This window comes from Xanthomonas indica, from assembly GCF_040529045.1.
GTDB classification, from domain to species: domain Bacteria; phylum Pseudomonadota; class Gammaproteobacteria; order Xanthomonadales; family Xanthomonadaceae; genus Xanthomonas_A; species Xanthomonas_A indica.
In genome coordinates this window covers 3,531,959-3,552,087 of record NZ_CP131914.1, presented here as the reverse complement: position 1 = coordinate 3,552,087, position 20,129 = coordinate 3,531,959, and the positions used below count along the sequence as shown (strand labels likewise).

Sequence of the window (20,129 nt, the reverse complement as noted above, 5' to 3'; positions counted from 1 at the left end):
GAGCGCCGGGGGCGCTGCCGTGACCCAAATCGACCGCGTCAGCTGCGCAGCGAGGAGCCGCGCAGCGCCAGCGTGACCGGCAGGGTGCGGCTGCTCACCGGCTGCCCGGCGATCTGCGCCAGCAAGGTGTCCACCAGCACCGCACCGGCCAGCTTGGTGTCCTGCTGCACCGTCGACAGCGCCGGATCGACGCTGGCGGCGACCGGGATATCGTCGAAGCCGGCCAGGGCCACGTCCTCGGGCACGCGCAGGCCGTGCTCGCGCAAGGCCTTCAACGCGCCGATCGCGATCAGGTCGCTGGCGGCGAACAGCGCATCGAAACGCTCGCCGCCGCCGAGCAGGGCCAGGGCCGCCTCGTAGCCGGACTGTTCGGTGGTGATCGCATCGACCTGCAGTGCCGGCGTGGCGTCGGCGCCGGCCGCGCGCAGCGCCTGCAGATGGCCGCGGTAGCGTTCCAGGAATTCGGGGTAATGGTTGGAGGCGTCGCCGAGGAAGGCGATGCGACGGCGGCCCTGCGCCAGCAGGTGCGCGGTGATGTCGTGGCCGCCCTGGAAGTTGTCGCTGCCGATCGACACTCCCGGCTGCCCGGGCAGCACCGCGCCCCAGCGCACGAAATGGGTGCCCTGGTCGACCAGGTGCTGCAGCCGCTGCTGCGCCTGCAGGTAGTCGCCGTAGCCGAGCAGGATCAGCCCATCGGCCTTCTGGCTGTCGCCGTAGTCGGCGCGCCAGTTGTCCGACAGTTGCTGGAACGACACCAGCAAGTCGTAGCCATGACGGGCGCAGGCGCGGGTGATCGACCCCAGCATCGAGTGGAAGAACGGGTTGATCAGCGAGTCGTCGGTGGTCGGGTCTTCGAAGAACAGCAGCGCCAGGGTGCCGGCATTGCGCAGGCGCAGGCTGGAGGCGTGCTTGTCGACCTTGTAGTTCAGCTCGCGCGCGATCGCCAGGATCTTGCGCCGGGTCTGCTCGTTGACGGCCGGGCTGCCGCGCAGGGCGCGCGAGACGGTGGGTTGCGACACGCCTGCCAGGTAGGCGATGTCCAGCGATGTGGCCTTGCCTTTGATGACGGCGCGTCCGATGCGGAGAAAGCGAATGCCCAGCATGCCACGGCGGCCGCTGCAGCTCTTGCTGCGGCGCAGCGAGATTGGAGGCGCGCCAACGACGCCAGCGGTGTCCGGTAACGGCACGTCCCGGGCCGCGCCAGCCTTGCCCGTGACCAATCGGTCGCTTTTGGTTTACTATCTGCCCACTATCTGATCCGGACATGGGTGGCCCGCGGCGACGCCGGCCGAGCGTGCGACATGAGCACTACCACTGCCCTCGCGTGAGTTCCCGCCCAAGGCTGTCCGAGCAGGCGCCCTTGTGGCGCCTTCTTTCTGTCCCGCGCCCAGTCGCGACTGCCACCACGGTGGCGTGGACGCCGTCCCACCGTTTCCCTTTCCTCCGACACCCATGATCACGATCACGCTCCCCGACGGCAGCCGCCGCGAATTCGAACATCCCGTCAGCCCCATGGACGTGGCCCAGTCCATCGGTCCCGGCCTGGCCAAGGCCACCATTGCCGGCCAGGTCGACGGCCGCCTGGTCGACGCCTGCGACGTCATCGACCACGACGCCAGCCTGCGCCTGATCACCGCCAAGGACGCCGAGGGCGTGGAGATCATCCGCCACTCCTGCGCGCACCTGGTCGGCCACGCGGTCAAGCAGCTGTATCCCGAGGTCAAGATGGTGATCGGCCCGGTCATCGCCGAGGGCTTCTACTACGACATCTACAGCGAGCGCCCGTTCACCCCCGAGGACCTGGCAGCGATCGAGAAGCGCATGCAGGAACTGATCGCGCAGGACTACGACGTGATCAAGAAGGTCACTCCGCGCGCCGAGGTGATCGACCTGTTCAAGCAGCGCGGCGAGGACTACAAGCTGCGCTTGATCGAGGACATGCCCGACGACGTCACCGCGATGGGCCTGTACTACCACCAGGAATACGTGGACATGTGCCGCGGCCCGCACGTGCCAAACACGCGCTTCCTCAAGGCGTTCAAGCTGACCCGCATCTCCGGCGCCTACTGGCGCGGCGACGCCAAGAACGAGCAGCTGCAGCGCATCTACGGCACCGCTTGGGCCGACAAGAAGCAGCTCGAGGCCTACATCCTGCGCATGGAAGAGGCCGACAAGCGCGACCACCGCAAGATCGGCAAGCAGCAGGACCTGTTCCACCTGCAGGAAGAGGGTCCGGGCCTGGTGTTCTGGCACCCCAAGGGCTGGTCGATCTGGCAGGTGGTCGAGCAGTACATGCGCAAGGTCTACCGCGACAGCGGCTACGGCGAGGTGCGCTGCCCGCAGATTCTGGACGTGTCGCTGTGGCAGAAGTCCGGCCACTGGGACAACTACCAGGACAACATGTTCTTCACCGAGTCGGAGAAGCGCACCTACGCGGTCAAGCCGATGAACTGCCCGGGTCACGTGCAGGTGTTCAACCAGGGCCTGCACAGCTACCGCGACCTGCCGATCCGCTACGGCGAGTTCGGCGCCTGCCACCGCAACGAGCCGTCCGGCGCGCTGCACGGCATCCTGCGTGTGCGCGGCTTCACCCAGGACGACGGCCACATCTTCTGCACCGAGCAGCAGATCGAGGCCGAGGTCACCGCCTTCCACCAGCAGGCGCTGAAGGTGTACGGCGACTTCGGCTTCGACGACATCCAGATCAAGATCGCCTTGCGCCCGGAAAAGCGCCTCGGCGACGACGCGACCTGGGACAAGGCCGAGGCTGCGCTGCGCGCCGCGCTCGGCGCCTGCGGGGTGGAGTGGAAGGAGCTGCCGGGCGAGGGCGCCTTCTACGGCCCGAAGATCGAGTACCACCTGAAGGACGCGATCGGCCGCACCTGGCAGCTCGGCACCATGCAGGTGGATTTCATGATGCCCGGCCGCCTCGGCGCCGAGTACGTGGACGAGCACAGCCAGAAGAAGCATCCGGTGATGCTGCACCGGGCCATCGTCGGCTCGATGGAGCGGTTCATCGGCATCCTGATCGAGCACCATGCCGGCATGTTCCCGGCCTGGCTGGCGCCGGTGCAGGCCGTGGTCATGAACATCACCGATGCTCAGGCAGACTATGTAGACAACGTGCGGAAACTCCTTGCAAATCAAGGCTTCCGCATCGAGGCCGATTTGCGGAACGAAAAAATCGGCTATAAGATTCGCGAACACACGCTGCAGCGGGTGCCGTACCTGTTGGTGGCGGGCGACCGCGAGACGGAAAACGGCGCGATTGCGGTCCGCACGCGATCGGGGGAGGATCTGGGCACCATGTCGGTCGCCGCCTTCGCCGACCGGCTGCGCGCCGAGCAGTTGGCGTGACACCACCCTGGCGCGGACGGAGCCTCCGTTCGCGCCAGTCCGATTCCCCTGGGAGATTGCAACATCAGTACCCCTGACAACAAACAGAACCGCAAGAACCAAGAGATCCGCGTGCCGCGCGTGCGCGTGATCGGCGCAGACGGCGAGATGGTTGGCGTGTTGAGCCGCGACGAAGCGCTGGCGATGGCCGAGGAAGACGGTCTGGATCTGGTCGAGATCCAGCCGCAGGCCGACCCGCCGGTCTGCAAGATCATGGACTTCGGCAAGTTCAAGTTCGAGCAGCAGAAGAAGGCCAACGAAGCCAAGAAAAAGACCAAGCAGGTCGAGATCAAGGAAATCAAGTTCCGTCCGGTCACGGACGAGGGCGATTACCAGATCAAGCTGCGCAACATGCGCCGCTTCCTCGAAGAGGGCGACAAGGTCAAGGTCAACATCCGCTTCCGCGGTCGCGAGATGAGCCATCAGGAGCTCGGTCGCGAAATGGCCGCGCGGATCGAGGCCGACCTGGGCGAGGACATCGTCATCGAATCGCGCCCGCGCCTGGAAGGCCGGCAGATGGTGATGATGATCGCGCCGAAGAAGCGCTGATCCGCGGAGCGCAGCCCAGGATCGCGCCCCGCCGCAGGTGAGGGCGCGGTTTCCCGGTCCCTGTGCCCAGTCCCTTCTGACCTCCTAGCGCAGCGCTGCTGCGAGGGTGCGGCGTGGCCACTCGTCGCGCAGTCTTCCCGAATCCCGAATCCCGAATCCCGGCGCGCAAGCGCCAGTCGAACTGCATGATTTGCAAGGCATTCCAAGCCCTGGCATAATGCGCGGCCCAGTTCATCGGGTTTGCCGCTCGCGCGGCAACAGGACCCGCCCGGATCCTCATTGGATCAAGGGCTTACAAGCCGGTAAGGGCACGGACGGAAAGTGTGGCGCAGCCACCGCCCTGACCAGTGACAAAACACCATCAAGGACATTGCAATGCCCAAGATCAAGACCAACCGGGCGGCGGCCAAGCGTTTCCGCAAGACCGCCTCCGGCAAGTACAAGGCCGGCCACGCCAACCGTAGCCACATCCTCACCAAGAAAGCGACCAAGCGGAAGCGCAACCTGCGGCAGACGAACCACGTCCGTGCCGAGGACGCAGGCCGTCTGGATCGTATGCTTCCCTACCTCTGAGGACTGAACCATGGCTCGAGTCAAGCGTGGCGTCCAGGCGCGCCGTCGTCACAAGAAAGTTCTGAACCTCGCCAAGGGCTACTACAACGCCCGTCGCAAGGTCTTCCGCGTCGCCAAGCAGGCGGTGATCAAGGCGCAGCAGTACGCCTACATCGGCCGCAAGCAGAAGAAGCGCAATTTCCGTTCGCTGTGGATCACCCGCATCAATGCGGCGGCCCGCATCAACGGCATGAGCTACAGCCGCTTCATGAACGGCCTACTCAAGGCCGGCATCACCCTCGACCGCAAGGTGCTGGCGGACATCGCCGTGCACGACGCGCAGGGCTTTGCCGCCCTGGCGGAGAAGGCGAAGGGCGCGCTGGCGGCATAAGTGCGAGTCCCCGCAGAAACCCGCACGTCCATGTGCGGGGTTTCGGCGGGAGCAATCGCAGGCATGCAGGGGGAAGGGCGCAAGTCCTTCCCCTTTTGCGTTTTTGGGCGTCCCGATGCGGGATGCCCGCCGGGTAGGTGTGAGGTCCCGCATCGGCGGGACACGGTGGCCGCGGTTCGGCCGGAGCAGTGAGGCGCGAGTGCAATGAGTGAGATCGATTCCCTGAGCGGGCAGGCGCTAGCGGACATCGCCGCGGCGCAGAGCCCGGAGGCGCTGGAGCAACTGCGGGTCGCGCTGCTCGGCAAGAGCGGCAGCATCACCGCCCAGCTCAAGCAGCTCGGCGCGCTGGCGCCGGAGCAGCGCAAGCTGGCCGGCGAGGCGATCAACCGCGCGCGCGACACGGTGTCCGCCGCGCTAGCCGAGCGCCGTACGCTGCTGGAGACTGTGGCGCTGGACGCACGCCTGGCCGAGGAGCGCATCGACGTGACCCTGCCAGGGCGGCGCGGCGAACGCGGTGGGCTGCACCCGGTCACCCGCACGCTGGAGCGCATCACCGAGATCTTCGCGCGGCTGGGCTACGAACTGTCCGACGGCCCCGAGATCGAGGACGACTGGCACAACTTCGAGGCGTTGAATTTCCCGCCGCATCACCCGGCGCGGGCGATGCACGACACCTTCTATTTCGGCGACGGCCGCCTGCTGCGCACCCATACCTCGGGCGTGCAGGTGCGCTACATGGGGGAGCATGCGCCGCCGCTGCGCATGATCGCCGCCGGCAAGGTCTACCGCAGCGACAGCGACCAGACCCATTCGCCGATGTTCCACCAGGTCGAAGGCCTGCTGGTCGACGAGCACGCAACCTTCGCCGACCTCAAGGGCACCTTGGCCGAGTTCGTGCGCGCGTTCTTCGAGCGCGATTTCCAGATGCGCTTCCGCCCCAGCTACTTCCCCTTCGTCGAGCCTGGTGCCGAGGTCGACATCGCCTGGCAGCAGCCCGACGGCAGCACCCGCTGGCTGGAAGTGCTCGGCTGCGGCATGGTCCACCCGAACGTGCTGCGCAACGTCGGCATCGACCCGGAGCGCTACACCGGCTTCGCCTTCGGCATGGGCGTGGAGCGCTTCGCGATGCTGCGCTACGGCGTCAACGACCTGCGCGCCTTCTTCGAGAACGACGTGCGGTTCCTGCGGCAGTTTGCTTGAGGGCGGGGATTCGGGATTCGGGATTGGGGATTCGCGAAAGCGGGTCCACGCTGCTTCCGGATCTCGCTTGACCCGCTCTTACGAATCCCCAATCCCGAATTCCCAATCCCGGCTCCCCAATGAAATTCAGCGAAAACTGGCTGCGCAGCCACGTTCCGACCCAGGCCTCGCGTGAGCAGCTCACCGCGACCCTGACCGCCATCGGCCTTGAGGTCGAGGAGGTCGTGCCGCTCGGCGACGGCCTGCAGCAGGTGGTGGTGGCGCGGATCGTCGAGGCGGCGCCGCATCCCGAGGCCGACCGGCTGCAGGTGTGCCGGGTCGATGCCGGGCAGGGCGAGCTGCTGCAGATCGTCTGCGGCGCGCCGAATGCGCGCGCAGGACTGGTCGCGCCGCTGGCGCTGGTCGGCGCCCAGGTCGGCGGCATCGCGATCAAGCCTGCCAAGCTGCGTGGGGTCGCGTCCAACGGCATGCTCTGCTCGGCCAAGGAACTGGGCCTGGACAGCGACGCGTCCGGCCTGTTCGAACTGCCCGACGATGCGCCGATCGGCCAGGCGCTGACCGAGTATCTGGGCCTGCCCGACGCCAGCATCGAGATCAAGCTCACCCCCAACCGCGCCGATTGCTTCGGCGTGCGCGGCATCGCCTACGACGTGGCCGCGGCCTGCGGCAGCGACGTGCTGCCGCTGGTGGTAACGCCGGCCGCGGTGAGCAGCGAGCGCACGCTGCCGGTGACGCTGGAGGCGGGCGCCGATGCGCCGCGTTACTGCGGCCGCGTGGTCGAGGACCTGGATCCGGCGGCGAAGACGCCGCTGTGGATGGCCGAGCGCCTGCGCCGCAGCGGCGTGCGTCCGGTGTCGCTGCTGGTGGACATCACCCAGTACGTGATGCTGGAACTGGGGCAGCCGATGCATGCCTTCGACCTGGAGACGTTGCAGGGTCCGATCGGCGTGCGTCACGCACGCGCCGGCGAGACCCTGACCCTGCTCGATGGCCGCGAGGCCGCGCTGGATCCGGGCTTCCTGCTGGTCACCGACGCCGATCGGCCGGTGGCACTGGCCGGGCTGATGGGCGGCCACGCCACCCGCGTCACCGAGACCACCCGGCACGTGTTCCTGGAAGCCGCGCATTTCGCCCCGGCGGCGATCATGGGCCGCGGCCGCAAGCTCGGCCTGCACACCGATGCCGGCCACCGCTTCGAGCGCGGCGTGGACCCGGCGCTGCCGCGGCACGCGCTGGAACTGGCCACGCGATTGGTGCTAGAGCTGGCCGGCGGGCGTGCCGGTCCGGTGGTCGAGGCCGAGTTGCCGGCGTTCCTGCCGACGCCGGCGCCGATCGCGTTGCGCCGCGCGCGCATCCTGCGCGTGCTCGGCATCGAGATCGCCGATGCCGACGTGGAGCGCATCCTGCGCGCGCTGGGCATGGACGTGGCCGCCGCGGCCGATGGCTGGCAGGTCACCGCGCCGAGCCGTCGCTTCGACATCGCCATCGAAGAGGACCTGATCGAGGAACTGGCGCGCATTCACGGCTACGACCGCCTGCCGACCACCTTGCCCGGCGGCGCCACCCGCATCGCCATGGACAGCGAGACCCAGCTGGACGAGCGCAGCGTGCGCCGGCAGCTGCTGGCCCGCGACCTGCTGGACACCATCAACTACGCCTTCGTCGATGCCGCGCTGCTGGACCAATGGGGCCTGCACGACGGGCGCGTGGCGCTGGCCAATCCGCTCAGCGCCGAGCTGGCAGTGATGCGTCCGTCGCTGTTGCCGGGGCTGGTGGCCGCGCTGGGTCGCAACGCCGCGCGCCAGGCCGGGCGCGTGCGCCTGTTCGAGCTGGGCAAGGCGTTCGCCGCGGCAGCGCAGGCCGGCGCCGCGCCGATCGAGACCCAGCGGGTGGCGGCCGCGGTGTGTGGTGATGCCGATGCCCTGCAGTGGGGCCTGCCGGCGCGCAAGGTCGACTTCCACGACCTCAAGGGCGACCTGGAGGCCTTGGCTGCGGCATCCGGCGCTCGTCTGGACTACCGCCCGTCGACGCATCCGTTCGCGCATCCGACCCGCTCGGCCGACGTCTATCGCGACGACGTGAGGATCGGCTGGATCGGCCAGCTGCACCCGCGGCTGCTGCAGGCGATGCAGATCGACGTCGATGTGCTGGCATTCGAGCTGGACCTGGCGCCGCTGGCCGCGCGCGCCCTGCCGCGTGCCGCCGAGCTGTCGCGGTACCCGTCGGTGCGCCGCGACCTGGCCTTCGTGGTGCCGGACGCGGTGAGCTGGGCGGCGCTGGCGCGCAGCGTGCGCGCGGCGGTGGGACCCTTGCTGCGCGAGGTGGTGCTGTTCGACCGCTACGTTGGCGCGGGGGTCGAGGCTGGTTGCAAGAGTCTCGCTATGGGCTTGATTTTGCAGGACAACACGCGCACTCTGACAGACCGCGACGTGGAGGCGGTGGTCGCCGATGCGGTGGCCGCGCTGGCGCGGGAACACGACGCGCGGATGCGTGGTTGAGAAGGACAGGGGATAGCAGGGCAATGGCGTTGACCAAAGCGGAAATGGCCGAGCGGTTGTTCGACGAAGTCGGGCTGAACAAGCGCGAGGCCAAGGAATTCGTCGATGCGTTCTTCGACGTGCTGCGCGATGCGCTGGAGCAGGGGCGGCAGGTGAAGCTGTCCGGTTTCGGCAACTTCGACCTGCGCCGCAAGAACCAACGGCCCGGCCGCAATCCCAAGACCGGCGAAGAGATCCCGATTTCGGCGCGGACGGTGGTGACCTTCCGCCCCGGACAGAAGCTCAAGGAGCGAGTGGAGGCATATGCTGGACCCGGGCAGTAACCGCGAACTTCCGCCGATTCCGGCCAAGCGCTACTTCACCATCGGTGAGGTCAGCGAGCTGTGCGACGTCAAGCCGCACGTGCTGCGCTATTGGGAAACCGAATTCCCCAGCCTGGAACCGGTCAAGCGCCGCGGCAACCGACGCTACTACCAACGCCACGACGTGCTGATGGTGCGGCAGATCCGCAGCCTGCTGTACGAACAGGGCTATACGATCGGCGGCGCGCGGTTGCGCCTGGAAGGCGAGGGCGCCCGCCAGGAATCGGCGCTGAGCAACCAGATCATCAAGCAGGTGCGGCAGGAGCTGGAAGAAGTCCTGCAATTGCTGCGGCGCTGAGTGGCGCCGCCGCTGCCGCTAGGAATGGCCGCCGCAAACCCGCTATAATCGCCAGCTCGCCGCAAGGCGGGTCCGCCACGACGGCGGAGACGCAACACACCGGGGTATAGCGCAGCCTGGTAGCGCACTAGTCTGGGGGACTAGTGGTCGTCGGTTCGAATCCGGCTACCCCGACCATCTTTCGAAGGCCCATGTCCGCGACATGGGCCTTTTTCTTTATTCGGGCCGCGCTGGATGGCCGGCGGACGCGCGGCCGGTGAACGGGCATGCGGATCAGATGCGGCTGCCCGATTCGTGCCGGCGGCGCCACACAGGGCGATCTGTAACATCCGGTCGGGGGCCGAGCGCGTCGCCGTAGACAAAATCCGCGGGAGTGCGCCATTCCGGCGCACCGGGACCGCCTCGCGGGAGCGCAAAGCCGCGCCAGAACTGGGAGCGATGCAGCGTCAATGCATTGACATTGGTCACGTTAACATCACGTGGATGGAACGTTCACGGATGCTTGCTAGGCTGAATCGCTGGACATGTAGTTGAACCCTCCTGTTACTGCGTCAAAAAAATGTCGGGTAACGCCTTGGTGACGGCAGATGGCTGTGCCATAGTGCGTTGCAACACGAAGCTTCGCTGTTGGCCAGGGCCATTCGTCCCGGGCAGGAATTGACACCGTGATCATCCTCCGGCCGGGACGGAACCCTGGCCGGCTGGGCGAGTGCGGCGCTTCGAAAACCAATCGACAGAGGGCATCAGCATCGCGCATGGGTAAACTCTCCGTGACCTTCCATTGGGCGCTGGCCCTTTTCTGCCTGGCGCTGCTGTCGGCATGCAACAGCGGGCCGGCAATGCGGTCGGATCTGCCGCCGGGCGATCCGCTTGCCGCGTCCATGGGCAAGCCGGAATACCTGCTTGGCCCGGGCGACCTGCTCACGGTCAAGGTGTTCCAGGTCGACGACCTGGAGCGCCAGGTGCGGGTGGACAATGAGGGCCGCATCTCGCTGCCGCTGATCGGCGACGTCAAGGCCGCCGGCTCCAGCGTCAACGCCCTGCAGAAGGAGATCGCCGATCGCTACCGCAACGGCTATCTGCAGAACCCGCAGGTGTCGGTGCTGGTCGACGAGTTCACCGGCAACCGGGTCACGGTCACTGGCGCGGTCAGCGAGCCGGGCATCTATCCCATCCAGGGCTCGGCGCTGACCCTGCAGCAGGCACTGGCGCTGGGCAAGGGCGTCAGCGATGTGGCCAGCCGCGGCAACGTGGTGGTGTTCCGCACCGTCGGCGGACAGAAGATGCTGGCGCGTTTCGACCTGCGCGATATCCAGAAGGGTGCCGCGCCCGACCCGGCGATCTACGGCGGCGACATCGTGGTGGTGTACCGCTCCGATGCGCTGGTGCTGCTGCGCACCGTGGTGCAACTGACCCCGTTCGTGATGGTCTGGAGGGCCTACCGATGAGCGCCTCCACCTTGCCTCCCGCCTCCGCGTCGCATGCGCGTCCCGTGGGCGCCCCGCTGAGCCCGGCCGACATCGGCCTGCTGGATTACTGGAATGCGCTGTACCGGCAGCGTTGGCTGATCGTCGGCATCACCGGAGCCGTAGTGCTGCTGGCGCTGCTGGTGATCCTGCTGATGACGCCGAAGTACCGCGCCACCAGCGTGCTGCAGATCGAGCGCGAATCGCTCAACGTCGCCAACGTCGCCAACCTGATGCCGGTGGAATCGCCGCAGGATCGCGACTTCTACCAGACCCAGTACGAACTGCTCGGCAGCCGTTCGCTGGCGCGGCAGGTGATCCGCGAGGCCAAGCTGACCGAGGCCCCGGCGTTCAAGCCGCTGGTCGACGAAGCCCTGGAGAAGCTGCAGGACAACGGCGACGGGCGTGCGCCGACGCCGCAGGCACGTGCCGCGGCGGCCGAGAATGCGCTGGTCGGCCCGGTGCTGGATGCCTTGACCATCGAGCCGGTCCGCGATTCGCGCCTGGTGCGGATCAACTTCGATTCCCCCGATCGCGTGCTGGCCACGCGCGTGGCCAACACCTACGCCAAGATGTTCATCGCCTCGACCCAGGAACGCCGCCTGCAGGCGTCTTCCTTCGCTGCGCGCTACCTGTCCGAACGCCTGGCGCAGCTGCGCGACAAGGTCGAGGAGTCGGAGAAGAACGCGGTCGACTATTCCAGCCAGGAACAGATCGTGTCGATGGGCGAGGACAAGCCGTCGCTGCCGACGCAGAACATGAGCGAGCTGAATGTGCGCCTGGCCGCGGCACAGGATGCGCGGATCAAGGCCGAGGCGGCCTGGCGCCAGGCCGGCATCGGCGACGGCATGGGCCTGCCGCAGGTGGTCAGCAGTCCGCTGATCCAGAGCCTGCGCACCGAACAGGCCAAGCTGACCGCCGACTACCAGCAGAAGCTGGCCACGTTCCAGCCCGGTTACCCGGAAATGCAGCGCCTGCAGAACCAGATCGCCGAGACCAAGCGGCAGATCGCCAACGAGATCGCCAATATCCGCAGCGCGCTGAAGAACGACTATGAGGCGGCGCGGCAGCAGGAGACGCTGCTCAGCGACCGCATCGCGGCCCTGAAGAACGACGAACTGGACCTGCAGACCCGCAGCATCCGCTACACCATGCTGCGCCGCGAGGCCGATACCAACCGCCAGCTCTACGACGCGCTGCTGCAGCGCTACAAGGAGATCGGCGTGGTCGGCAACGTGGGCACCAACAACATTTCGATCGTCGACCGCGCCGATGTGCCGGGCAAGCCGAGCTCGCCGAAGAAGCTGCTCGGCCTGGCGCTGGCCTTCGTGTTCGGCCTGTTCCTGGCGGTAGCGGTGGCGCTGGTGCGCTACTTCATCCGCGAAGCCGAAGCCGCGGCGGCGGCCTCGGCATGAGATGTCGCAGCGCCATGGCGCGCCGCACCGCGCAGTGCGCGAGCGCGTGCCACAACGCACACATCGGCATCGGTTCGACGCACAGTCTTCAGTGAGGTGATTCGTGGTTCAGCTAGGCAATGAGGTGCTCCATTATTTTCCAGCGCGGTTGTACGAAGACGTTCTTCTGTTGAAGTAGTCACGGGCTGCCGTGGACCTGGGGTCGGCGAGGGAGGCGCCGCAGCGGTCCACAGGCAGGCGAAATCGAGGCCCGGCGGCGTCGCATGTTCCCCCGCATGCCGATCGACCGGGTTTGGATAGGAATCCCGATCATGCTTTTGGCAGACCTGAGTAGCGCCACCTATACGACCTCCTCGCCGCGCATGCTGTCCAAGTACGCGGCCGCGGCAGACATCCTGTTGCGCGTGTCCGACCTGACCGTCATGGTCGGCGGCGCCTTGCTGACCCACCGGTTGCTGTTCGGCACCTGGATGCCGGAACCGGCGTATCGGGTGGCGATCGGCACCACCCTGCTGTACGCGGTGATCTGCTTCGCGCTGTTCCCGCTGTACCGCAGCTGGCGCGGGCGTGGCCTGCTGCGCGAGATGCTAGTGCTGAGCCTGGCCTGCGGCGGCGTGTTCGCGCTGTTCGCGGTGCACGCCTTCGTGGTGCAGTTCGGCCAGCAGGTCTCGCGGCTGTGGATCGGCACCTGGTTCGTCACCAGCCTGGCGACGCTGCTGCTCTCGCGCACGGTGGTGCGCGGCGTGCTCAACCGCCTGCGCTCCGAAGGCGTGGACGTGCAGCGGGTGGTGGTGGTCGGCCTGCGCCATCCGGTGGTGAAGATCCACAACTACCTGAGCCGCAACCCCTGGGTGGGCATGCAGGTGGTGGGCTATTTCAGCAGCGACTACGACCTGTCGGTGGCCGACCATCCGCAGAGGCTGCAGTGCCTCGGAGAGGGCACCGCGGACGCGCTGATCGACTACCTTGACGACCACCAGGTCGAGCAGGTGTGGATCTCGCTGCCGCTGGGCGAGCGCGACCACATCAAGCAGCTGCTGCAGCGCATGGACCGTTATCCGATCCAGGTCCGGCTGATCCCGGACCTGTTCGACTTCGGCATGCTCAACCAGTCCGGCGACCAGATCGGCAACGTGCCGGTGATCAACCTGCGCCAGGGCGGGGTGGATCGCAACACCTACTTCGTGGTCGCCAAGGCGCTGCAGGACAAGCTGGTGGCCCTGGCCGCGCTGGCCATGCTGTGGCCGCTGATGCTGGCGATCGCGGTGGGCGTGAAGCTGAGCTCGCCGGGCCCGGTGTTCTTCCGCCAGCGCCGCCACGGCCTGGGCGGGCGCGAGTTCTACATGTACAAGTTCCGCTCCATGCGCGTGCAGCAGGAGCCCAGCGAGGTGGTGGTGCAGGCCACGCGCGGCGACAGCCGGGTGACCCGCTTCGGCGCGTTCCTGCGCCGCACCAGCCTGGACGAGTTGCCGCAGCTGTTCAACGTGCTCGGCGGCAGCATGTCGGTGGTGGGGCCGCGTCCGCACGCGGCGCAGCACAACACCCACTACGAGAAGCTGATCAACCACTACATGCAGCGGCATTACGTCAAGCCTGGCATCACCGGCTGGGCGCAGGTCAACGGCTTCCGCGGCGAGACCCCGGAGCTGCGCACGATGAAGAAGCGCATCCAGTACGACCTGGACTACATCCGCCGCTGGTCGTTGTGGCTGGACACGCGGATCATCGTGCTGACCGCGTTCAAGGTGCTCGGGCAGAAGACCGCCTACTGATGCGCCCGATGCGTTTTCTTCCCGCCGACCGTGAGCAGCGCCGGCGTCGCCCCCGCGTCGCCGTCGTTCCAGCCCTGCGTACGCCGAACGGCATCGCGCGCCGCACGCCGGCGCCGTGCCTGGCGCCGGTCCACCGCAGGGGCGGCGCGCGCTGCGCCGCCATCGCAGCGAGGTACGCATGCTGAGTGCGCCGGCCATGCCGCTGCGCGAGCAGCGCCGCAACCTGCTGATCGAGCTCGTGCTGCTGTTCGCCATCGGCTACAACTTCGTGCTGGCGGTGATCAACGCCAAGGTGTTCCGGGTCAGCCCGGCGATGACCTATGTGGTGGAACTGGCGGTCTATGCCGCCTGCTTCCTGCTCGGCCTGCGCGCGCTGGACCGCAAGCGCATGGCGATGGTGTTCACCGGGATCGCCTTGCTGGCGCTGCTGATGCTGGTGCGCCTGTTCATGGCCTGGTCGCTGGATCCGAAGTTCTTCCGCGATGCCTTGATTCCGTTTGCCTTCCTGCTGCTCGGTGCCGCCTATACCGGCTCGTTGCCGCGCATGTTCGTGCGCATGGCGCTGCTGGTGTCGCTGGTGGCGGTGTTCGAACTGGCGCTGCCCAAGGTCTACGGCGACGTGGTCAACCCCAAGAGCTATTTCGTCAATGCGCGCGGCGCCAGCGCGTCGAGCTTCTGGAACCAGGACAGCAATCTGTTCGTCAGCGCGACACGCCCGGGCGCACGCAACTTCCTGCCGTCGTCGAACCTGCCACGCGCCTCCTCGGTGTTCATCGAGCCGGTGACGATGGGCAACTTCATCATCTTCTTCACCGCCATCCTGCTGACCTTCTGGCGCTGGATGCGGCCGTGGGCGATCGTCGCGTCGGTGGCGATGATCGGCTTCCTGATCGTGGCCTCGGACGGGCGCCTGGCCGCCGGTACCTGCGTGATGATGGCGCTGCTGAGCCCGTTGCTGCTGCGCATGGACCAGCGCCTGGGCTTTTTGATCTTCTTCGCGGTGATGGGCGGTGCGTGGCTGCTGGTGTGGGCCTCGGGCATCCAGAGCTACGAGGACACCACGCTGGGGCGGGTGTTCTTCACCGTCGATTCGATCCGCAGGATGAGCGCCGATGCGTGGATGGGGCTGGACATGGACCAGCCGTACCGCTACTTCGACAGCGGCATCGCCTACTTCATCTCCTCGCAGTCGGTGCTGCTGGTGCTGGCGTTCCTGCTGGCCTATTCGTTCGCGATGCTGATGCGCACCATCGAAGGGCAGTTGTTCAAGAACCTGCTGATCTTTGCGTTCTCGCTGAGCCTGCTGGTCTCCAACGGCTACTTCTCGATCAAGACCGCGGCGCTGTGGTGGTTCGTGTGCGGTTGCCTGTGGCAGATGACACCGCGCCTGCGCGATGCACCGGCGCTGCCCGCGGCACCGACGGCGCCGGCCGCGCGCATTCCGGCGGTGCCGGCATGAGCGCCCCCGCCACGGCCGTTTCCGCGTCCGTGCCGGCGCAGGCGCGCAGCGCACGCACGGGGGCGCCGCGCGATGCACGCATCGATGCGGCCAAGGCGCTGGCGATCCTGCTGGTGGTGTTCGGCCATGCCAAGGGCATTCCGCATGCCTACGTGATCCTGGCCTACAGCTTCCACGTGCCGATGTTCTTCCTGTTGTCGGGCTGGGTCGGCGAAGCCTTCGGCAATCGCCCGCTGACCCTGGCCACGGTCGGCAAGCTGGCGCGCAGCCTGCTGCTGCCGTACGTGGCATTCTTCTTCGTCGCCTACGCGTACTGGATGCTGACCCGGCATATCGGCAGCAAGGCGCAACTGTGGGGCGACCGGCCGTGGTGGGAGCCGCTGCTGGGCCTGGTCAGCGGCATCGGCCCCAAGCTCTACGTGATGCCGGCGCTGTGGTTCCTGCCGGCGCTGTTCGTGACCACGCTGGCGTACCTGGCCCTGCGCCGGACGCTGTCGGTGCCGGCCCTGGCCGGGTTGTCGCTGCCGCTGGCCTGGGGCTGGGCCTGCTGGTTTCCGGGGCAGGACATGCGCCTGCCGTTCTCGCTGGATGTGTTGCCGGTGGCGCTGTGCTTCTTCGCGATCGGCGCGCTGGCGGCGACGCGGGCGCACTGGTGGCCGGCGCGGCCGGGCGGCAATGCGCTGGCGGCGGTGCTGCTGGGTGCGGCCTGGTTCGCGATCGCCTGGCACAACGGCCGCGTCGACGTGAACATGCTCAAGTTCGGCGATTCCCCGCTGGGCTTCCTCGCCGCCAGCCTGCTCGGCAGCGCCATGGCACTGTGCGTCGCCGGGCTTGTGCAGCACTGGGCCTGGCTGCAGTGGATCGGACGCAACACCTTGCTGATCCTGTGCACGCACACCTTGCTGTTCTCGGTGATGGCCGGCGTCGCCGCCCGTACCGGCCTGGTTCGCGGCGATGCCTGGGGACCGGCCTGGGCGGTGTCGGTGAGCGTGCTGGCGGTGCTGGCCAGCGTGCCGATGCGCGCGGTGCTGGTGCGGGTCGCGCCGTGGATGATCGGCGTGCGCCGCAGCGCGGCCGCAGGAGCGACGGCATGAAGGTGGTGCATGTGGTGCGCCAGTTCCATCCGTCGGTGGGCGGCATGGAGGAGGTGGTGCTGAACATCGCGCGCCGCCATCTGCAGCAGGGCCAGGACCAGGTCGAGGTGGTGAGCCTGGAGCGGGTGTTCACCGATCCGCAGCAGCGCCTGACCCCGCGCGACACGCACCAGGGCGTGCCGATCGTGCGCTTGCCGTACCGCGGCTCCTCGCGCTATCCGCTGGCGCCGTCGGTGCTGGCGGCGGTGCGCGGCGCCGATCTGCTGCACGTGCACGGCATCGATTTCTTCTACGACTTCCTGGCCCTGACCCGGCCGCTGCACCGTGTGCCGATGATCGTGTCCACCCATGGCGGTTTCTTCCATACCACCTACGCCTCGCGCCTGAAGATGCTCTGGTTCAAGACCCTCACCCGCGCCTCGGCGCTCGCGTACGCGCGGGTGGTGGCGACCAGCGAGAACGATGGCCGGCTGTTCTCGCAGGTGGTCGCGCCGCAGCGGCTGCGGGTGATCGAGAACGGGGTGGACGTGGACAAGTTCGCCGGGCAGGGCAGCGCCACGCCCGGACGCACGCTGATCTACTTCGGGCGCTGGTCGGTCAACAAGGGCCTGCTGGAGACCCTGGACCTGGTGCGCGCGCTGGCTGCTCAGGATCCGGCCTGGCAGCTGATCGTGGCCGGGCGCGAATACGACTTCAGCGTGGCCGACCTGCAGCAGGCGATCGCCGAGCGCGGCCTGCAGCAGCGGGTACGCCTGCAGGTGGCGCCGACCCAGGCGCAACTGGCGCAGTTGCTCGGCAGTGCGCAGTACTTCGTGTGCCTGTCGCGGCACGAGGGCTTCGGCCTGGCCGCGGTGGAAGCGATGAGTGCCGGGCTGCTGCCGATCCTCAGCGACATCCCGCCGTTTGCGCGCCTGCACCGCGAGTCGGGGCAGGGCGTACTGGTCGATCCGGCCGACCCGCAGGCGGCCGCGGCCACGGTGCGCGCCTTCGCCGCCGGCACCGACGCGGATTTCGCCGCACAGCGCGACGCGGCGATGGCCTATGCGCATCGCTACGACTGGGACCGCGTGGTCGGCGCCTATCTGGACGAGTACCGCCTGGCGCTGGGCGGCGCGGAGGGCGGCCGATGAGCGGCGAGAGTCAGCGCCACGGCGCGGTGCAGCAGGCCGCGCCGGCAGTCACCGTGCTGCTGTCCACCGAGCGCCCGACCGCGACCACCAATCCCTACCTCACCCAGCTCTACGCGGCGCTGCCGCCGCAGGTGCAACTGCGCTTCTTTTCGATGCGTGCGGCGCTGCTGTCGCGCTACGACGTGCTGCACCTGCATTGGCCGGAGTACCTGCTGCGGCATCGCACCGCGCTCGGCACGCTGGCCAAGCAGGTCTGCGTCGCGCTGTTGCTGCTGCGCCTGCGCCTGGCCGGCGTGCCGTTGGTGCGCACCTTGCACAACGTGGCGCCGCACGAGGACAAGGGCTGGCGCGAACGCCTGCTGCTGCGCTGGATCGACCGCCAGACCGCGCGCTGGATCCGCATCAACGCGACCACGCCCGCGCGCGCGCCGGCCACCGACACCATCCTGCACGGCCACTACCGCGACTGGTACGCGCCGCTGCCGCAACCGCCGCGCGTGCCCGGGCGCCTGCTGCATTTCGGGCTGTTGCGCCCGTACAAGGGCGTGGAGACGCTGATCGCGACCCTGCAGGCGCTACCCGATCCGCAGCTCAGCCTGCGCATCGCCGGCAATCCGATCGACGCGCAGATCCGCGGTGTGGTCGAGCGCGCCTGTGCCGAGGATCCGCGGATCAGCGCACGGCTGCAGTATGTGGAGGACGCGGTGCTGGCGCAGGAGGTCGGCGAGGCCGAACTGGTGGTGCTGCCGTACCGGCAGATGCACAACTCCGGCACCCTGCTGCTGGCGCTGTCGCTGGCGCGTCCGGTGCTGGCGCCATGGAGCGAGGCCAATGCCGCCATCGCCGACGAGGTCGGCGCGCAGTGGGTGCAGCTGTACCGCGGCGAGCTGGATGCAGCGCAACTCGCGCAGGCCCTGGCGCAGGCGCAGCAGTTGCCGGCCGATGCCGTGCCGGACCTGTCGCGGCGTGACTGGAACGGGATCGGCCTGCAGCATTACCGCAGTTATCTGCAGGCGCTGACCGCAGGCCGCGGGGAGGGCGCATGAGCAGCGCCGAGACCCCGCGGCCGGCGGCGCCGCAACCCGGGCTGGGCGCGCGCGCGGCCGGCGGTGCGGCGGTGACCATGGCCGGGCAGCTGGCCAAGATGGTGGTGCAGTTCGGCGGCATCGTGCTGCTGGCGCGGCTGCTGACGCCCTACGACTATGGCCTGATGGCGATGGTGACGGCGATCGTTGGCATGGCCGAGATCCTGCGCGACTTCGGCCTGTCCTCGGCGGCGATCCAGGCCAAACACGTCAGCCGCGAGCAGCGCGACAACCTGTTCTGGATCAACAGCGGCATCGGCCTGCTGTTGGCGATCGTGGTGTTCCTGTCTTCGTCGTGGATCGCGCACTTCTACCGCGAGCCGGCCTTGCTCGGCATTTCCCAGGCGCTGGCGGTGACCTTCCTGCTCAACGGCATGACCACGCAGTACCGCGCGCACCTGAGCCGCGCGCTGCGTTTCGGCCAGGTCTCGCTGAGCGACGTCGGCGCACAGGTGCTGGGCCTGCTGGCCGGCGTCGGCGTGGCCCTGGCTGGTTACGGTTACTGGGCGCTGGTCTGGCAGCAGGTGGTGCAGGCGCTGGTCAACCTGCTGATCGCCGGCGCCTGCGCGCGCTGGCTGCCGCGCGGCTACCGGCGCGACGCGCCGATGCGCACCTTCCTGAGCTTCGGCTGGAACCTGATGGCGGCGCAGCTGCTCGGCTACGCCAGCCGCAATGTCGGCCAGGTGATCATCGGCCATCGCATCGGCGCCGAAGCGCTGGGCCTGTACAACCGTGCGTTCCAGCTGCTGATGATGCCGCTGAACCAGATCAACGCACCGGCCACCTCGGTGGCGCTGCCCGTGCTGTCGCAGTTGCAGGACGACCCGCCGCGCTTCGGCAACTTCCTGCTGCGCGGGCAGACGGTGATGGTGCACCTGATCGTGGCGCTGTTTTCCTTCGCCTGCGCGCTGGCGATGCCGCTGATCGTGCTGGTGCTGGGCGAACAGTGGCGGCCGGCCGTGCCGCTGTTCCAGGTGCTGACCCTCGGCGGCATCTTCCAGACCGCGTCCTACGCCACCTACTGGGTGTTCCTGGCGCTGGGCCTGATGCGCCAGCAGCTGGTGTATTCGGTGGTGGGGCGGGTGATGCTGATCGCCTGCATCTTCGCCGGCTCGCTGTGGGGCGTGATGGGCGTGACCGTGGGCTATACGCTGGGCCTGCTGGTGATGTGGCCGCTGTCGGTGATCTGGATCGCGCGCATCGCGCCGCAGATCCCGGCGTGGGAGCTCTTCAACAACGCCTTGCGCGCGGTGCTCGGCTACGGCGTCTGTGGCGTCGTCGCCTATTTCGCCGCGCAGTACTGGGGCGGTGCGTCGTTGTGGTTGCAGCTGGTCGTCGGCGCGGCGGCGATGGCGCTGTCCGGCCTGCTGGTGTTCGCGCTGTGGCCGGCGTTCCGCCGCGACGTGCTGGCGATCCTGCAGATGCGCACGTTGCTGCGCCAGGCGCGGAGCAAGCGATGAGC

At 68.0% G+C, this 20,129-nt stretch carries 17 protein-coding genes and 1 tRNA gene; 17 read left to right on the top strand and 1 reads right to left on the bottom strand.

Annotated elements, in window-relative coordinates:
- Positions 1-38: 38 nt before the first annotated feature.
- Positions 39-1,103 carry a LacI family DNA-binding transcriptional regulator gene (locus Q7W82_RS15415; RefSeq protein WP_242160796.1) on the bottom strand — a complete coding sequence of 355 codons (1,065 nt, stop codon included), beginning with the start codon at positions 1,101-1,103 and terminating at the stop codon, positions 39-41.
- A gap of 349 nt (positions 1,104-1,452) precedes the next feature.
- Here Q7W82_RS15415 and thrS point away from each other — a divergent pair, with 349 nt between their 5' ends.
- The 17 genes from thrS (at position 1,453) to Q7W82_RS15330 (ending at position 20,127) form a co-directional block, all read left to right on the top strand.
- Positions 1,453-3,357 (top strand): threonine--tRNA ligase, encoded by a 1,905-nt coding sequence (gene thrS / locus Q7W82_RS15410; RefSeq protein WP_242160795.1) that lies wholly within the window; start codon positions 1,453-1,455, stop codon positions 3,355-3,357.
- 63 nt (positions 3,358-3,420) lie between these two features.
- Positions 3,421-3,945 carry a translation initiation factor IF-3 gene (gene infC, locus Q7W82_RS15405; protein ID WP_230596011.1) on the top strand — a complete coding sequence of 175 codons (525 nt, stop codon included), beginning with the start codon at positions 3,421-3,423 and terminating at the stop codon, positions 3,943-3,945.
- A 375-nt stretch (positions 3,946-4,320) separates the two neighbouring features.
- The gene (rpmI, locus tag Q7W82_RS15400) at positions 4,321-4,518 is read left to right on the top strand and encodes a 50S ribosomal protein L35 (RefSeq protein ID WP_010342861.1); all 198 of its coding nucleotides are present in this window, start codon (positions 4,321-4,323) and stop codon (positions 4,516-4,518) included.
- Between the two features lie 10 nt (positions 4,519-4,528).
- Positions 4,529-4,888, top strand: a complete 360-nt coding sequence (gene rplT / locus Q7W82_RS15395; protein ID WP_010342859.1) for a 50S ribosomal protein L20 — start codon at positions 4,529-4,531, stop codon at positions 4,886-4,888.
- Positions 4,889-5,092: 204 nt separating this feature from the next.
- Positions 5,093-6,088: a phenylalanine--tRNA ligase subunit alpha gene (gene pheS, locus Q7W82_RS15390; RefSeq protein ID WP_242160794.1), complete on the top strand. Its 996-nt coding sequence runs from the start codon at positions 5,093-5,095 to the stop codon at positions 6,086-6,088.
- A 119-nt stretch (positions 6,089-6,207) separates the two neighbouring features.
- The gene (gene pheT / locus Q7W82_RS15385; RefSeq protein WP_242160793.1) at positions 6,208-8,586 is read left to right on the top strand and encodes a phenylalanine--tRNA ligase subunit beta; all 2,379 of its coding nucleotides are present in this window, start codon (positions 6,208-6,210) and stop codon (positions 8,584-8,586) included.
- A 23-nt stretch (positions 8,587-8,609) separates the two neighbouring features.
- Positions 8,610-8,909, top strand: coding sequence for an integration host factor subunit alpha (locus Q7W82_RS15380; RefSeq protein WP_003466661.1), 300 nt, complete (start codon positions 8,610-8,612; stop codon positions 8,907-8,909).
- Entirely contained in the window at positions 8,890-9,246 is a 357-nt protein-coding gene (locus Q7W82_RS15375; RefSeq protein WP_009597860.1) for a MerR family transcriptional regulator, read from the top strand. The genes Q7W82_RS15380 and Q7W82_RS15375 overlap by 20 nt, the downstream gene beginning before the upstream one ends.
- Positions 9,247-9,346: 100 nt before the next feature.
- Positions 9,347-9,423: transfer RNA gene (locus tag Q7W82_RS15370), tRNA-Pro, on the top strand.
- A gap of 578 nt (positions 9,424-10,001) precedes the next feature.
- Positions 10,002-10,694 carry a polysaccharide biosynthesis/export family protein gene (locus Q7W82_RS15365; protein WP_160945938.1) on the top strand — a complete coding sequence of 231 codons (693 nt, stop codon included), beginning with the start codon at positions 10,002-10,004 and terminating at the stop codon, positions 10,692-10,694.
- Positions 10,691-12,127: a GumC family protein gene (locus Q7W82_RS15360; RefSeq protein WP_242160792.1), complete on the top strand. Its 1,437-nt coding sequence runs from the start codon at positions 10,691-10,693 to the stop codon at positions 12,125-12,127. The genes Q7W82_RS15365 and Q7W82_RS15360 overlap by 4 nt, the downstream gene beginning before the upstream one ends.
- A 311-nt stretch (positions 12,128-12,438) precedes the next feature.
- Complete coding sequence (locus Q7W82_RS15355; protein ID WP_242160791.1) at positions 12,439-13,899, top strand: undecaprenyl-phosphate glucose phosphotransferase; 1,461 nt, start codon at positions 12,439-12,441, stop codon at positions 13,897-13,899.
- Positions 13,900-14,077: 178 nt separating this feature from the next.
- Positions 14,078-15,358: a polysaccharide biosynthesis protein GumE gene (locus tag Q7W82_RS15350; RefSeq protein WP_242160790.1), complete on the top strand. Its 1,281-nt coding sequence runs from the start codon at positions 14,078-14,080 to the stop codon at positions 15,356-15,358.
- Positions 15,355-16,452: an acyltransferase family protein gene (locus Q7W82_RS15345; protein ID WP_242160789.1), complete on the top strand. Its 1,098-nt coding sequence runs from the start codon at positions 15,355-15,357 to the stop codon at positions 16,450-16,452. Before Q7W82_RS15350 ends, Q7W82_RS15345 begins: the two co-directional genes overlap by 4 nt.
- Positions 16,449-17,582: a glycosyltransferase family 4 protein gene (locus Q7W82_RS15340; protein WP_242160788.1), complete on the top strand. Its 1,134-nt coding sequence runs from the start codon at positions 16,449-16,451 to the stop codon at positions 17,580-17,582. The genes Q7W82_RS15345 and Q7W82_RS15340 overlap by 4 nt, the downstream gene beginning before the upstream one ends.
- Positions 17,579-18,628, top strand: a complete 1,050-nt coding sequence (locus Q7W82_RS15335; protein ID WP_242160787.1) for a GDP-mannose--glycolipid 4-beta-D-mannosyltransferase — start codon at positions 17,579-17,581, stop codon at positions 18,626-18,628. The genes Q7W82_RS15340 and Q7W82_RS15335 overlap by 4 nt, the downstream gene beginning before the upstream one ends.
- On the top strand, positions 18,625-20,127 hold the full coding sequence (locus tag Q7W82_RS15330) for a lipopolysaccharide biosynthesis protein (protein WP_242160786.1): 1,503 nt from the start codon (positions 18,625-18,627) through the stop codon (positions 20,125-20,127). The genes Q7W82_RS15335 and Q7W82_RS15330 overlap by 4 nt, the downstream gene beginning before the upstream one ends.
- The last annotated feature ends 2 nt before the right edge of the window (positions 20,128-20,129 follow it).

Bases quoted from the DNA above. Each gene is read 5' to 3' on its own strand.
- Q7W82_RS15360 (WP_242160792.1), top strand. From the start codon at position 10,691: ATGAGCGCCTCCACCTTGCCTCCCGCCTCCGCGTCGCATGCGCGTCCC.
- Q7W82_RS15415 (WP_242160796.1), bottom strand. From the start codon at position 1,103: ATGCTGGGCATTCGCTTTCTCCGCATCGGACGCGCCGTCATCAAAGGC.
- Q7W82_RS15340 (WP_242160788.1), top strand. From the start codon at position 16,449: ATGAAGGTGGTGCATGTGGTGCGCCAGTTCCATCCGTCGGTGGGCGGC.
- rpmI (WP_010342861.1), top strand. From the start codon at position 4,321: ATGCCCAAGATCAAGACCAACCGGGCGGCGGCCAAGCGTTTCCGCAAG.
- rplT (WP_010342859.1), top strand. From the start codon at position 4,529: ATGGCTCGAGTCAAGCGTGGCGTCCAGGCGCGCCGTCGTCACAAGAAA.
- pheS (WP_242160794.1), top strand. From the start codon at position 5,093: ATGAGTGAGATCGATTCCCTGAGCGGGCAGGCGCTAGCGGACATCGCC.
- thrS (WP_242160795.1), top strand. From the start codon at position 1,453: ATGATCACGATCACGCTCCCCGACGGCAGCCGCCGCGAATTCGAACAT.
- Q7W82_RS15345 (WP_242160789.1), top strand. From the start codon at position 15,355: ATGAGCGCCCCCGCCACGGCCGTTTCCGCGTCCGTGCCGGCGCAGGCG.
- Q7W82_RS15375 (WP_009597860.1), top strand. From the start codon at position 8,890: ATGCTGGACCCGGGCAGTAACCGCGAACTTCCGCCGATTCCGGCCAAG.
- Q7W82_RS15365 (WP_160945938.1), top strand. From the start codon at position 10,002: ATGGGTAAACTCTCCGTGACCTTCCATTGGGCGCTGGCCCTTTTCTGC.
- Q7W82_RS15380 (WP_003466661.1), top strand. From the start codon at position 8,610: ATGGCGTTGACCAAAGCGGAAATGGCCGAGCGGTTGTTCGACGAAGTC.
- Q7W82_RS15355 (WP_242160791.1), top strand. From the start codon at position 12,439: ATGCTTTTGGCAGACCTGAGTAGCGCCACCTATACGACCTCCTCGCCG.
- Q7W82_RS15330 (WP_242160786.1), top strand. From the start codon at position 18,625: ATGAGCAGCGCCGAGACCCCGCGGCCGGCGGCGCCGCAACCCGGGCTG.
- pheT (WP_242160793.1), top strand. From the start codon at position 6,208: ATGAAATTCAGCGAAAACTGGCTGCGCAGCCACGTTCCGACCCAGGCC.
- Q7W82_RS15335 (WP_242160787.1), top strand. From the start codon at position 17,579: ATGAGCGGCGAGAGTCAGCGCCACGGCGCGGTGCAGCAGGCCGCGCCG.
- Q7W82_RS15350 (WP_242160790.1), top strand. From the start codon at position 14,078: ATGCTGAGTGCGCCGGCCATGCCGCTGCGCGAGCAGCGCCGCAACCTG.